This window comes from Microbacterium sp. Y355 (assembly GCF_059445345.1).
This window is the reverse complement of the sequence record NZ_JCAIUD010000001.1, coordinates 1,736,369-1,749,709: the sequence shown is the minus strand read 5'-3', so window position 1 is coordinate 1,749,709 and position 13,341 is coordinate 1,736,369. Positions and strand designations below refer to the sequence as shown.

The window sequence follows — 13,341 nt, the reverse complement described above, 5'->3', positions numbered from 1 at the left end:
GGGGGACGGGTTGCAGCCGAGATCGCGCGTCACGATTATTAGGGCATGGCTGCTGAAAAGGCGTTGAGTGCCCCGGATGCCGAGAGCAAGGGGTTTTTGAACTGGATTGAGAAGGTCGGCAACAAGGTGCCGAACCCGACGATCATGTTCGTCTACCTGATCGGCATCATCGCAGTGCTCTCCGCGATCCTGTCATGGGTCGGCGTTTCTGTCACGGACGACGTGGTCACACCCGTGCCCCGTGACGAGTTCTCGCAGATCAATGAGCACCTCGGCGGCACGTGGAGCATCTACGACTCGACCACTGGCGAGCCCGCGGAGGTTCCCGACTACATCGTCGAGGAGCGCACCTTCGATGTGCGCAACCTCCTCTCGGTCGAAGGTGTGCGCTTCTTCTTCAGCTCCTTCGTCGACAACTTCGCCGGTTTCGGCGTCGTTGCGGTCGTGCTAATTGCGATGGCCGGCGTTGGTGTCGCGGAGCACGCCGGCCTGATGGGGGCTCTCATCAGGCGGGTTGTCAAGGTCGCCCCGCCGCGCTGGCTGGCATTCATTCTCATCTTCGTCGGTGTGCTGTCGTCAGTGGCGACGGACGCCGGCTACCTGATTCTCGTGCCGTTGGCGGCGGCCGCCTTCCTCACAGTCGGGCGAAATCCGCTCGCGGGTCTCGCCGCCGCGTTCGCCGGTGTCGGCGCCGCATTCGGGGCGAACCTGCTGATCACGCCGAGCGACAGCATGCTCACCGAGATCACCAACGAGGTGCTGACCTCTGCCGGCATGCAGCCGATCGAGGTCACGCAGAACTTCTACTTCGGGATCGTCTCGTCGTTCCTGCTCGCGGCCGTCGCGCTGGTGGTGACGGTGTTCATCACCGAGAAGCGGCTGGGCAAGTATGACCGGAGCGAACTCACCATCGCGGACGATGCCGAGGCGGTCGATCACGACGCCGAGGCGCGCGGGCTGAAGTTCTCGTTCTGGGCGCTGATCGCGTTCGTCGTGTTGATCCTGCTGCTGACGCTTCCCCCAGGGGCACCGCTGCGCGATCCGGATACCGGCGACATCATCGGCACGACGCCGTTCATGGCCAGCCTGGTCTTCATCATCTCGCTCGCATTCCTCGTCTGCGGTGTCGCCTACGGCGCCGGAGCGAAGACCCTTCAGGGCGGTTCCGCCGCAGTCGGCGCCATCGGCAAGACCTTCGCGAGCCTGGGTGGGTTGCTGGTGATGTTCCTGATGATCGCCCAATTCATCGCACTGTTCAACTGGACGAACCTTCCGACGGTTGCTGCCGTCTCCGCTGCCGATCTGCTGCAGCAGGCGAACGTTCCGGCGATCGTGCTGTTGCTCGCCTTCATCCTGGTGATCGTGATCCTGGACTTCATCCTCCCCGGGCTTGTGCCCAAGTGGGTCATCTTCGCACCGGTGTTCATCCCGATTTTTGCCTCGCTCGATGTCGCTCCGCAGACGCTGCTCGCCGCCTACCGCGTCGGCGATTCGCCGGTCAACGTGCTGACGCCGCTGATGGTCTACCTGCCATTCATGGTGACCGTCGCCCAGCGGTACAAGAAGGATGCCGGCATCGGCACGATCATCGCCCTGATGATCCCCTACGCGATGTGGATGCTCCTGGCATGGACGGCGCTGTTCACCGTCTGGTTCTTGCTCGGTATCCCGTGGGGGCCAGGATCCCCGGTGGACATGGTCGGCTGAGCCGCTGCCGCGACTGACTGACGCTGAACGCATTCGAACAGAAGGAGCAGACCCATGCAACGCAGCCCCAACAAGGTGATCCCCGTCGACCTCGCCACGATGCCAGGCCTGGACGCACTCGACGCCGCCGTGATCACGATCGGTACGATCGGGGCCGACGTCGAGGCGATCGGCGTCGGGGTCTACTCGGATGCAGATGTACCGGGCGAGCTCGGATTCGATCGTGCAGCACTCGAGGGTGCCGGGTTCACAGCATCCGAGGGCAGCACGCTCCTGCTCCCGCGGGCAGGTGAACCCGACCTCGTCGCGGTCGGACTCGGCGCGCGCGCCGACGCGGATCCGCGCGTGCTGCGGGATGCCGCGGCTGCGCTCGCGCGTGCGGCATCCCGCCGCTCCCGCCTCGGGCTGCGCATCGACGACCTCGCCGGTGTGGATACAGCGGCGGCCGTTCGGGCGCTCGTCGAGGGCGCACTGCTCGCCCGATACCGCTACACCGTTCTCAGCGCCTCGTCGAAGCATGTGGGTTTGGTAGCACTGACGGTCGACGTCCCGGGCGGGACGGACGCGTCCGCCGTCGAGGCGTTCGCGACCGCTCGCGCGGCCGTCGTCGCGCGCGATCTGGCGAACACCCCGCCGGGCCACCTGACCGCCAGCAACATGGGGGACATCGCCGTCGATCTCGGTGCACGGTTCGGCTTCGACGTGGAGCTCTTCGACAAGGCCGCGCTCATCGAGCTCGGTTGCGGCGGGCTGCTCGGTGTGAACCAGGGCTCAACCGAGGAGCCGCGGATGATCAAGCTGACCTATGCGCCGTCGGGCTCCGTCCGCCACCTCGGTCTCGTGGGCAAAGGCATCATGTATGACTCCGGCGGCATCAGCCTGAAGCCGAGCGACCCGATGCACCTGCTGATGAAGATGGACATGGGCGGCGCTGCCGCGGTGCTTGGGGCGTTCACAGCGCTGCGCGACACTGGCGTCACCGCGAAGATCACCGGGTGGCTGATGTGCACGGACAACATGCCCTCCGGGACGTCGTACAAGCTCGGCGACGTGCTCACCACGCGCGGCGGAACGACCATCGAGGTGAAGAACACCGATGCCGAGGGACGCCTCGTGATGAGCGATGCGATGGTGCTCGCCAACGAAGATGGCGTCGATGCGATCATCGACATCGCGACCCTCACTGGCGGAGCCCTGGTGTCACTGGGCCCGTCCACCGCACCGGTGTTCGGCAACGACCAGTCGACGGTCGATCTGGTCCGCGCGGCATCCGAGACCGTCGACGAGCCGGTCTGGCAGCTTCCGCTCGAGAAGAAGTATCGCAAGCAGCTCGACTCTGAGATCGCCGACATCGCGAACCTCGGCGGCCCGTTCGCGGGGGCGACCACTGCGGCGCTGTTCCTGGAGCACTTCGTCGGTACGACGCCGTGGGCGCACCTCGACATCGCCGGCACCATGCAGACGGAGAAGGACGACTCCTGGCGCACCGCGGGAGCGACCGGCTTCGGCGCGCGGATCCTGCTCGAATCGGCGCGCAATTTCGCGCCGGATGGGCAGTCCTGACGGACGCCACGTCGTGCACCAGCTGACCTGACCTCATCCAACACACCAAGGAGTAACACGTGCCATTCTGGTCCACGATCTGGGACACCATCTGGTGGTTCCTGACCATCTTCATATTCGTCGCCTATCTGATGGCGCTGTTCTCGATCATCAGTGACCTGTTCCGGGACCGGAAGCTCAACGGGGTCGCCAAAGCGATCTGGCTGCTCTTCCTGGTTTTCCTACCGTTCGCCACAGCACTGGTCTACCTGATCGTGCGCGGTCGAGGCATGGGCGAGCGCGCCCAGCGCCAGGTCATCGATGCGCAGGAGTCGACGAACGAGTACATCCGGTCGGTCGCTGGGACGGCGGCGACGCCGACCGAAGAGATATCGCAGGCGAAACAGCTGCTGGATGCTGGCGCGATCACGGCCGAAGAGTTCGCCACCTTGAAGCAGGCGGCTCTCGCCAAGGCCTGAATCTCGGTCAGCGTGCGCCTTCACCGGCGCGCGCTGACCGACTACCACGCACGGCGGTGTGTGGGAAACTGACCGCAAGTCGCATTCTCATCTGCAGGAGGAACCCATGCCACTGTCCGCATACATTGGGCCGCTCAGCTTCACCGTTCTCGCAGTACCCGTCGGCGCGGATCTCACCGACGTCGTCGGCGATCTGCAACGGCTGCGCGGATCACACACGATTGAGGTTCTGGACGTCGAGCTGATCGAACGCGACGCCGAAGGCGTGGTGCGACGGAACGTTCTGTCAGACGAGGCCACCGATGCGGTGCTCGGCGAGCTGTCCGCAGTCGAGACCGACCTGCTGGACTCCGAGGACATTGAGCAGATCGGCTCTGAACTTGAGCAGGGTGAACAGGCCCTGGTCATCGTCTATGAAGACCGGAGCCTGGCATCCGTCGGCGACCGGATCATCGGTCTCGGCGGTCGCGAGATCTTCTCTGGCGGCATTGACGTCACTGACCTGGATACCGATGGCGACAGCGCCTCGGAGGAGGAATCATGAGCCTGCTACGCACCGCGGCCCGCGCATCCGTCGCGGCACGAGTGGTCGGAAATGTGCAGCGTCGGCAGCAGAACCAATGGGCGGCACAGGATGCAGCCGCCGCGGCTGCCGCGCCGCCAATTCCGCCGGTGCCGGTGGCGCCCGCACCAGCGGCACCCGCGGGCGCTGCCACGCCGACGGACGAGATTATCCGCGCGAAGCAACTGTTGGATGCTGGCGTGCTCACGGCAGCCGAGTTCGAGACTCTGAAGCAGGCGGCGCTGGCCAAGGCGCTCGCATGACTATTCGTTTGGCGAGGACGTGGAATCCGACCAACCGGTGAGCGCACAGCCAGAGCGGACCTCTGACGAGAAGCCTCCCATCGGTATCGGAACCCTGGCGACGTCGACCGGAGGTGTATACGGCCTCATCATCGTGGCCGGGATGATCGTCGTCAGCAGCAATCTGAGCGATGACACCGGCGCGGCGTTTCTCTCCGTCGTCGCCACGCTGCTGGTCTTCTTCGCAGCCCATGTTTACGCGGCAGCCGTGTCGTGGATGGTGAGCCCGGAAGGTGAGCGCCGTGGAATGGGCGAAGCATTCCGCCATGGCCTACACGACTCGGTAGGCCTGCTCCTGCTGGGCGCGATCCCCATCGCCGTGCTGGCCCTCGGAGTCATCGGCGTCCTTCGCGACGCCAACGCGGTCTGGCTCGCTCTCGGAGTCGACGCGCTGCTGTTGGGCGCGCTCGGCTGGTTCATCGCGGCCACGCGCACTGACAACATCTGGGCACGACTCGGTGGCGCTCTGCTTACGGCCACGTTCGGCGGCATTCTGATCGCCCTCAAGGCGATGGTCCATCACTAAGGATGCTGTGAACACGAATACCTCGACCCCCGACACCACGCACAGCAAGGCTGAAGGCCCCCGTCGCTGGTGGGCTCTCGACCCCGGCGGGTCGATCGGTGGGCTGTTCCTGGCGATCCTTTCCGTGACCCCGTCGCTCCTGCCGCGGCCGGCGCTGTTCCAGGGTGCGATCGCGGCCGTCGCGTTCGGGCTCGGGTACATGCTCGGTGTCGCGGTCTGGGCGATCCTCCGCCGCACCATTCCTTGGCGCCCAAGCCGAACAGTGCAGCGCGCCTTATGGATCGTTTATGGACTGCTGTGGCTCGTCGCGCTCGGCGCCCTCTCTGTGCTCTCTTTCGTCTGGCAGAACGAGGTGCGATCACTTGTGGAGATGCCGCCGCTGCCCGGCATCGATGTGGCGGCATTCCTGCTTGGTTTCCTTCCTGTTGCGGCGCTCCTGGTCGCGATCGGCAAAGGAGTTCGGCGACTGCATCACGCGCTTCGCCGAACCTCCGGCGCTGTCATAGGTCTCCTCGGCACGCTGACCGTCATCGTCGCGGCGCTTGGTGCTTTGCTGCTCGCCGTGATGATCGCCGTGGACGGGATCTATCTGAATCTCAACGGAGTTGCGGATGCGGATGCTGTGCAACCCGCTTCCACCTACCGTTCTGCCGGTGTCGACTCCACGATTGATTGGGACACCCTCGGCCGGCATGGGTCGAACTTTGTCGGCGGAGGCCCGACGGCATCCGAGATCGAAGCGGTGACTGGCGAGCCCGCCCTCGAACCGATCCGGGTGTACGCGGGGTTGGAATCTGCACCGACGGCTGCCGAGCGAGCGGATCTCGTGGTCGCTGAGCTCGAACGGACGGGCGCTTTCGAGCGTTCAGTGCTGGTCGTGGCGACGGCGACGGGATCCGGCTGGCTTGAACCGCAGACGGTCGACGCGCTCGAATATCTGCACGCGGGTGACACCGCAATCGCCGCGATGCAGTACGCCTACACGCCGAGCTGGGTATCGTTCCTGTTCGATGCGGATGCCCCGGTCGAGGCCGCAGGATCGCTCTTCGATGCGGTGCATGAGCGTTGGGTTCAGCTCCCGGCGGACGATCGGCCCATGCTCATCAGCTATGGGCTGAGCCTCGGCGCGCACGGCAGCCAGGCACTGTTCGACGATATCGATGATGTGCGTGCACGGACGGATGGGGCACTGTTCGTCGGTAGCCCGAACGGTGCGGAGCTGTGGCGGACGCTGCAGGAATCTCGAGATCCGGGGAGCCCCGCATGGCAACCCGTACTGAACGACGGTAGCCAAGTGCGGTGGCTGTCGAAGCTGGGCGACGAACAGGTACTCGCAGGCGAGTGGTCAGAGCCCAGGGTGCTCTATTTGCAGCACGCGACGGATCCGGTGACATGGCTGGGCCCCGAACTCATTTGGAGCCAGCCGGAATGGCTGGACGCCGACCAGCGCGGTGCGGACGTGAGCCCGTCGATGCGATGGATACCGGGGGTCACCGCGGTGCAGGTTGCCGTCGACATGCTGATGGGGGAGTCGGTGCCAGCGCGCCATGGGCACAACTTCGGCGACGTCATCACCACGGGTTGGCGAGAGGTCACCGGTGACGCAGGACTCGATGCTGCGGCCATCGCCCACATTCAGGCGGTCATCGAAGCCATGAGCGTGGAATCAGACTGATCGGCCAGGTCGGCCCAGCGGGATGACCTCGCCCGGCGCTTCCGCGCGTCCGGGTGTCGCAGATTGCCGCGTTGCCTGCCTGAATGCGGCAACCTGCGACACCTGCGACGATCTGCGCTCGCGGGAGGGGCCGCACATTGCCGCCTCCCAAGCCTGAATGCGGCAACCTGCGACACCTGCGACACCTGCGACGATCTGCGACACCACAAGTCGGGTACCGGTTCGGCTCAGCCCAGCGGGATGACCTCGTAGTGCTCGACCCCACCCTGGTACCAGACCAGCTCCGCCTCGTATACGACCTCCGTGGGTTGATCGGAGTACTCGCGCGCCACCGCGGCCGCAACGACGGCCCACGCCGGCGCATCCATTGTCTTCCCGTAGACGACCGACAAATGGAACGTCCAGTCCTCGAGACTGCGCTCGTCGAGACGACGGAAGTCGGTGCTGGCGAGAAGGTCGGTCAACGTCGAGTACGCCGACACGAGGGATGCCGTGCGCGCGAGTCGTGCGATGACGATTTGCCACGGAGCGGGGAAGATGTCGATCGCTTCGGTCGCGACTTCAATCGGATGCTGCGCCGCACCCCATCCGCGCACGAGAGCGCGGACATCGTCCAAACGATCCGCCTCGGAGAAGCCGCGCAGCGTGACGTGCGCGGCGTGCGGGTGCGTCACTCCGACCGGAAGCGTCTTGAGAACGGCATCCTGCACTGCCGCGTAATCGTCGGCGACCGCTCCGACGGGCCGCAGCAGCAGGTACTGCTGCCCCTCCAGCGAAGCGAGCTGGGCGGGATCGATCATGATCGGGCGACGCATGGGACGACGATAGACCCGCACCGAGGGGATATTGAAATCCCCTCACCACAAGACTGTGGAGAGGGGATTCTCGTACTTCGCTCGATGCTAAGCCGCGGCGAGCACAGCCTTTGTTGACGTCGTGCGACGCAGCGCCACTACGACCGTCGTCGCGACGAGAGACAGCACACCCCACACGACGAGCGCTGCGATCGCGCTGCCGTTTGCGGCGATCAACCCGGTGAATGCGGACGCAGTCGGCAGTGCGCCACCGATCGAGGCGAGCCAGCCGGGCACAGTCGAGATGAGGCCGGTGGCCACGGCGATGACACCGACCAGCGCGCTGACCCAGCGTCCGATCCCGCCAAACAGAGCGACCAGCGCCTGATTCACCGCGGCGAACGCGATGCCCGCCAGCACGGCCGTGCCGGCGAACGCCCACCATGCGCCGGCGTCGTACTGAGCGACGATCTGAACGATCACTGCCACGAGCACACCCTGCCCGGCGCCGATCAGCGCGGCCGGTGCGAACGCCTTGAGCGTCAACGCGGCGGAAGACCGGCGGGAGGTCAGCGTGCGTGCCGTGTGAGCGCGCATCACGATGAACGATGCCAGAGCGCCAAACCACAGCACCACAGCGGCGAGCAGCGGAATGGCGGTGGGCCCGAAGATCGTGTTCGCCTGCGAATTCGAGGACACGGGATTGGCGATGACGGATGCCAAAGAGGTCGACTCCTCGTCGTCGAACGAGGGAAGCGACTCGGATGCTGTCTGAAGCCCACCGGCGAGATCTCCGGTGCCCGTCGCGAGGGTGTCAAGACCGGTGGCGAGTTCGCTCGCTCCAGTGCCCAGGGTGGTTGCTCCGCTGCTCAAGGAAGTTGCTCCGCCGCTCAGCGAGCCTGCCCCACTGCTCAGCGCTGCGGCACCTGACGCAGACTGGTCGATGCCTCCGGCGAGCTGTCCTAGTCCGTCAGCCAGAGTGATCGCGCCTGACCCCGCAGCGCGCATCTGCCCAGCGAGTTCCTGCGAAGCCGCCGTATCGAAGGAGGTCAGACCGCCCGCAGTGCCGGCAGCGGCCTGTGAAGCCTGCCCGGCAGCGCCCTGCAACGCAGGCAGCGTGTCGGTGATCTGCGCAAGCCCCACGCACACCGGGTCGGTCGTTTCGCGGCCGGCGCATGCCGCTTGCAGTGCGCCAAGGCCGGTGGCCAGTTCATCCAGGCCGCCTTCGACGCCGGCGGTCGCCTGCTGGGCGCCGTTGGCCGCAGTGAACAGTTCGTCGGGTACGAGTCCGTTCTGCTCGAGCGCCGCGGCGCCATCGGTCAGCCCCGTTCCCAGCGTGGTCGCTCCGGCACCCGCCTCTCGCGTCTTGGCCGAGAGCGTGCCGAGGCCTGCCGAAAGCTCGGAAGCCCCGGAGCCCAGCTCCGTTGCGCCGTTGGCCAGCTGGGAGGCCCCGTCCGCGAGCTGCGTAGCGCCGCCCGGAAGTGCCGCAGCGCCATCCGCCGCCGACCGTGCACCGGTCGCAAGTTCCAGCGCACCGGATGCCGCCTCGCCGATCTGGTCCCCGATAGTCGTGAAGCCGACCAGCACGTTCTCCATGGTCGCCTCCGACAGCATGGTTCCCATCGTGGCTGCCGCGGCATCCGCAATCTGCCCTGTGATCAGGTCGTCGGCGACGAGCCCGTCATCCGGCGTCGTCACGCTGATCATCGCCTGCTCTGCGTTGCCGCCGCCGTCAGAGATCGCCTTTCCTGCCGATGTGGCGGATGCTGAGAACTCCGCGGGGATCGTGATGACTGCCTGGTAGCTGCCATCGGCGAGGCCCGCAGCGGCATCCGCTTCATTGGAAATCACCCAGTTGAGGTTGGAGTCCAGGTCGTCAGTGCCCTCCACGAGACCTGCGGAAAGCTGCCGGCCGAGTGGCGTGTACTGATCATCGATCGTGACCGGCTCATCGAGGTTGACGATCGCAGCGGTCATGCTGTCCAGGCGTTCGGTCGGGTTCTGCAGGGCAGCGACCAGGATGCCGCCAATCAGGGCAGGCAACAGCAGGACGCCCAACAGTGTGAGCCAGGAGATGGGCCTGCGGGAGCGGGCCCGTTCAATTGAGAGGGTCATGCGTTTACCTCAGAGGAATCGTCGTGAATCGATGTCGAAACAGTTGAAGCCCCGCTGTGCGGTGCGGAAGCATCGAGTATGTCGACGGTCGGCCAAGAGGCCTCCGCCAGGATGAGGCAGGCGAGAGCGGCGTCGGATGCGGTGGCGAACACTGCGAGCTGGCGCGAGGCCGTGGCATCCCGAAGCATCGCCGTGGCCTGATCTCGCTGGCCGCCGGTGAAGCGGTCGATGCCGTCGACCACGATGATCTTCGACGTTCCGCGCAGCGCTTCTCGCAGGTCGAGCAGTGCGGCATCCGCGTCATCCACCAGTACGCAGCCGACGTGACTGCGCACCCACGCGGCGCGTCCGGGCATCAGGTGTCCCGCGACGCGCAGCTTGCCGTCATCCGGGGTGAGTCTGCCGGCGACTGCCAGCGCGAGCGCACGGCGCGCGCGGCCGTTGTATCCGGTGGCGACCATAGCCCCGCCAGGGGCGACGCGCAGTGTCAGGGCCTCGATGACCGGAGCATCCGCGCTGAGCACGAGGTCGTCCGCGGCGACGATCGAGTCGTCACCGGGCCACGCCGCGAGGTGTCGTTCGCGTTCGACGGCTTCACCCTCGATGTCGACGCTGGGGAGGATCTTCTCGAGCCATGCCGGTAGCTCCCAGGCGCGCTCGCCGAGGATCGCCATGAGTGCGGGGATGAGCGTCATGCGCACGAGGAACGCATCGATCGCAATGCCGGCAGCAAGGCCGAGTGCGATCGGTTTGAGCGAGGAGTCGCCCTCCGGCACGAACGCCACGAACACGGCGAACATGATCAGGCCCGCAGCCGTGACGACCTTCGCCGATCCCGTGAAGCCGCTGCGAACTGCGCGGAGCGCAGCAGCCCGGCGCGTCGCACGGTAAGGCGATTTCGAATCGGGGTCATGCACGAAGTCCTCGCGCATGCGGGAGACCAGGAACACCTGATAGTCCATCGCGAGCCCGAACAGCACGCCCATGAGGATGATCGGCATGAAGCTGATGATCGGCCCGACCTTCGCGACGTGCAGGAAGTCGGCGAGCCAGCCCCATTCGAACACGGCGCCGACGATGCCGAATGCGGCGATGATCGAGAGCAGGTATCCGAGGGCGGCGGTGATCGGCACCCAGAGCGAGCGGAACACGATCGTCAGCAGAATCAGCGACAGCCCGATTACGAAGATGCCGAACGGCAGCAGGGCGCCGCCGAGCTGATCCGAGATGTCGATTGCAACGGCGGTGAAGCCGGTGACCTTTACATCGATGCCGAACTCTTCGAGCCATTCATCGTGGTGCGCGCGCAGTTCGCGCACGAGATCGCTGGTCGCCGGGTCATCCGGCGCAGTTTCGGGAATCACCTGAACGATGCCGGTGTCTGCCGTCTCGTTCGGGGTGGCGAGGACAACTTCCTTCACGCCGTCGATCTGGGCGACGGCATCTCCGAGGTCTTCCATGAGCACAACCGGATCCGTCGAGGTGACGATGGTTCCGGTGAGCACCAGCGGGCCGTTGAATCCAGGGCCGAATTCTTCTGCGACGAGGTCGTAGCTCTGTCGGGCCTCGTCCTTGGGGGCAAGCACGCCGGCGTTGGGCAGTGCGAGGTTGAGGCTGAGCGCGGGGATCGCGACGACGCCGAGTCCGATGACGACGGCGAGCGAGGTGAGTATCGGATGCTTCGTCACTCCGCCGACCCAACGTTCGCTGAATCCGCGGCGGGGTTTCGTCTTTGAAGTCTCGGGAGCTTCTTTGCCCTTCTTCGGCGCCCTCACGCGCTTCGGTCGGCCGACGATCCGTCCCTTCATAAACCCGAGCACAGCGGGCGTCAGGGTGACAGCGATTGCGACGGCAATGGCCACGGCGACGGATGCCGCGATACCCATCGTCGTCAGGAACGGGATGCCGGCGAAGCCGAGTCCGATCAGAGCGATGAGCACGGTGATACCGGCGAATACCACCGCCGAACCCGCCGTTCCAACAGCGCGGGCGGCGGACTCCTCCGGATCAACGCCGTCGCGCACCTGATCCTGGTGTCTGGCCATGATGAACAGGGCATAGTCGATGCCGACGGCGAGCCCGAGCATCAGTGCGAGCAGCGGAGTTGTAGATGACACGCTCGCGAAGGCCGTCGCGGCGAAGATGCCGCACATCGAGATGCCGACGCCGAGCATCGCGGTCAGCAGGGGGAGTCCCGCGATCACGAACGAGCGGAAGGTGACGATCAGCACAAGCAGCGCGATGATCAGGCCGACGGCTTCGGTGAGCGTCACGCCCGGGATTGAGATCGCGAAGAGATCGCCACCGAGTTTGAGCTGCGAGCCTTCGGGAAGCTGCCCTGATAGATCATCGACCGCTGCGGTGAGCGTGTCTTTCGTCTCGTCGGACACATCGGTGGCCTGACCGTCGAACTGCAGTTGCACGATGGCCGCCGTCTCGTTCTCGTTGATCATGCCCGAGATCATCTCGTCATACGGGGAGGTGACAGCGATCACTCCATCGAGGTCGGCGAGCTCGTCGACGGCATCCTCAATCGGCTCGCGGTAGGCGTCGTCAGTGATCGAATCGCCGGAGGCTGCCACCACGATGAACTGCGCGTTCGTGCCGCTCACCTGGGGGAAGGAGCGCGAGAGCTGCTCGAGGCCGTCCTGCGACTCAGTGCCGGGGATGCTGAAGGAGTTGTCCGTGCCCTGGTTGAGCGCGAGGGCTCCGCCGCCGGCCGCGGCCAGGATGATCAACCAGGCGACGAGTACACGCCACGGGTGTACGAAAGACCAGCGCCCGAGAGACGACAGCAGTGTGGACACAGATTCCTCCGAGAGTCCGGATGGGAGAATGGATACAGAGGTGTATCCGATACATCTGTGTATCCTACGGTGAGTCAGAAGTGCGAATCTGTGCGCCAGATGTGAAACTTGCGGCAGGCTCAGGACTCGCCCTGCGACAGAGCGCTGGCGCCCTTGCTCAGTGACCGGTATGAATGGAGGACGATGTCAATTCCCGTGACGAGGCGGCGCGAGAACACGCGTGCGCGCCTGCTGGACGCCGCATCTCAAGTGTTCGCGGAAGTCGGCCTCGAAGGTGCCAGCGTCGAGGCGATCTGCGAACGTGCGGGCTTCACTCGTGGCGCCTTCTACTCGAACTTCGAATCGAAGGATGAGCTGTTCCTTCAGTTGGCATCGGTAATCGCCGAGAGGCGGCTCGCGCTCGTGCGTTCGCGCATCGATGAGTTCGTCGAAGCTGGAGTGCTGAGCCGCGACGCCGACCCGATTGACCTCGTGCGGCAGGTGATGGAATCGGGCGAGGACGATCGCCTCAGCGTCCTGATGATGAGTGAGATTCGCATTCGTGCGCTACGCGATGACGCGTTCGGTGCGGCGTACCTCCTGCAGGAACGCGAGCTTCGCGCCAGCATCCAGCAGATCATTCAGGGCATCGTCGATGCCGGTCTCTTCGCGCTGCGTATTGACGTCGCGACTGCGGCGGGGCTACTGATGACGGTCTGGGAGCACTCGATGGCATACGGTGCGATCGAAAGGCAGTCGCCTGCCCAGCTGCAGCATTCCGGTAGCGAATCCCTCGGCGAACTGGTGAAACTGATCGTCCGCACAGACTGATTTGGACTGGCTGATCCGCACG

General features: G+C 65.4%; 11 protein-coding genes. 8 read left to right on the top strand and 3 right to left on the bottom strand.

Features of this window, described 5'->3' with window-relative positions:
* Positions 1-45 precede the first annotated feature (45 nt).
* From AC1C2O_RS08405 to AC1C2O_RS08375, 7 genes are all read left to right on the top strand, one after another.
* Entirely contained in the window at positions 46-1,707 is a 1,662-nt protein-coding gene (locus tag AC1C2O_RS08405; RefSeq protein WP_495429975.1) for an AbgT family transporter, read from the top strand.
* Between the two features lie 54 nt (positions 1,708-1,761).
* The gene (locus AC1C2O_RS08400) at positions 1,762-3,270 is read left to right on the top strand and encodes a leucyl aminopeptidase family protein (protein WP_495429974.1); all 1,509 of its coding nucleotides are present in this window, start codon (positions 1,762-1,764) and stop codon (positions 3,268-3,270) included.
* Positions 3,271-3,329: 59 nt separating this feature from the next.
* Positions 3,330-3,728, top strand: a complete 399-nt coding sequence (locus AC1C2O_RS08395) for an SHOCT domain-containing protein (protein WP_495429973.1) — start codon at positions 3,330-3,332, stop codon at positions 3,726-3,728.
* A 106-nt stretch (positions 3,729-3,834) separates the two neighbouring features.
* The gene (locus AC1C2O_RS08390; protein ID WP_495429972.1) at positions 3,835-4,272 is read left to right on the top strand and encodes a hypothetical protein; all 438 of its coding nucleotides are present in this window, start codon (positions 3,835-3,837) and stop codon (positions 4,270-4,272) included.
* Positions 4,269-4,553 carry a hypothetical protein gene (locus tag AC1C2O_RS08385; protein ID WP_495429971.1) on the top strand — a complete coding sequence of 95 codons (285 nt, stop codon included), beginning with the start codon at positions 4,269-4,271 and terminating at the stop codon, positions 4,551-4,553. The genes AC1C2O_RS08390 and AC1C2O_RS08385 overlap by 4 nt, the downstream gene beginning before the upstream one ends.
* Positions 4,554-4,572: 19 nt before the next feature.
* Positions 4,573-5,118 carry a hypothetical protein gene (locus AC1C2O_RS08380; RefSeq protein ID WP_495429970.1) on the top strand — a complete coding sequence of 182 codons (546 nt, stop codon included), beginning with the start codon at positions 4,573-4,575 and terminating at the stop codon, positions 5,116-5,118.
* 7 nt (positions 5,119-5,125) lie between these two features.
* Positions 5,126-6,793, top strand: a complete 1,668-nt coding sequence (locus AC1C2O_RS08375) for an alpha/beta hydrolase (protein ID WP_495429969.1) — start codon at positions 5,126-5,128, stop codon at positions 6,791-6,793.
* A gap of 227 nt (positions 6,794-7,020) precedes the next feature.
* On the opposite strand, the gene AC1C2O_RS08370 is transcribed toward AC1C2O_RS08375, so the two are convergent.
* The 3 genes from AC1C2O_RS08370 to AC1C2O_RS08360 form a co-directional block, all read right to left on the bottom strand.
* On the bottom strand, positions 7,021-7,608 hold the full coding sequence (locus AC1C2O_RS08370; RefSeq protein ID WP_495429968.1) for a 2'-5' RNA ligase family protein: 588 nt from the start codon (positions 7,606-7,608) through the stop codon (positions 7,021-7,023).
* Between the two features lie 87 nt (positions 7,609-7,695).
* Positions 7,696-9,702 carry a YhgE/Pip domain-containing protein gene (locus AC1C2O_RS08365; RefSeq protein WP_495429967.1) on the bottom strand — a complete coding sequence of 669 codons (2,007 nt, stop codon included), beginning with the start codon at positions 9,700-9,702 and terminating at the stop codon, positions 7,696-7,698.
* On the bottom strand, positions 9,699-12,509 hold the full coding sequence (locus AC1C2O_RS08360) for an MMPL family transporter (protein ID WP_495429966.1): 2,811 nt from the start codon (positions 12,507-12,509) through the stop codon (positions 9,699-9,701). The genes AC1C2O_RS08365 and AC1C2O_RS08360 overlap by 4 nt, the downstream gene beginning before the upstream one ends.
* Before the next feature lie 183 nt (positions 12,510-12,692).
* Here AC1C2O_RS08360 and AC1C2O_RS08355 point away from each other — a divergent pair, with 183 nt between their 5' ends.
* Positions 12,693-13,319 carry a TetR/AcrR family transcriptional regulator gene (locus AC1C2O_RS08355; protein ID WP_495429965.1) on the top strand — a complete coding sequence of 209 codons (627 nt, stop codon included), beginning with the start codon at positions 12,693-12,695 and terminating at the stop codon, positions 13,317-13,319.
* Positions 13,320-13,341: the final 22 nt, after the last annotated feature.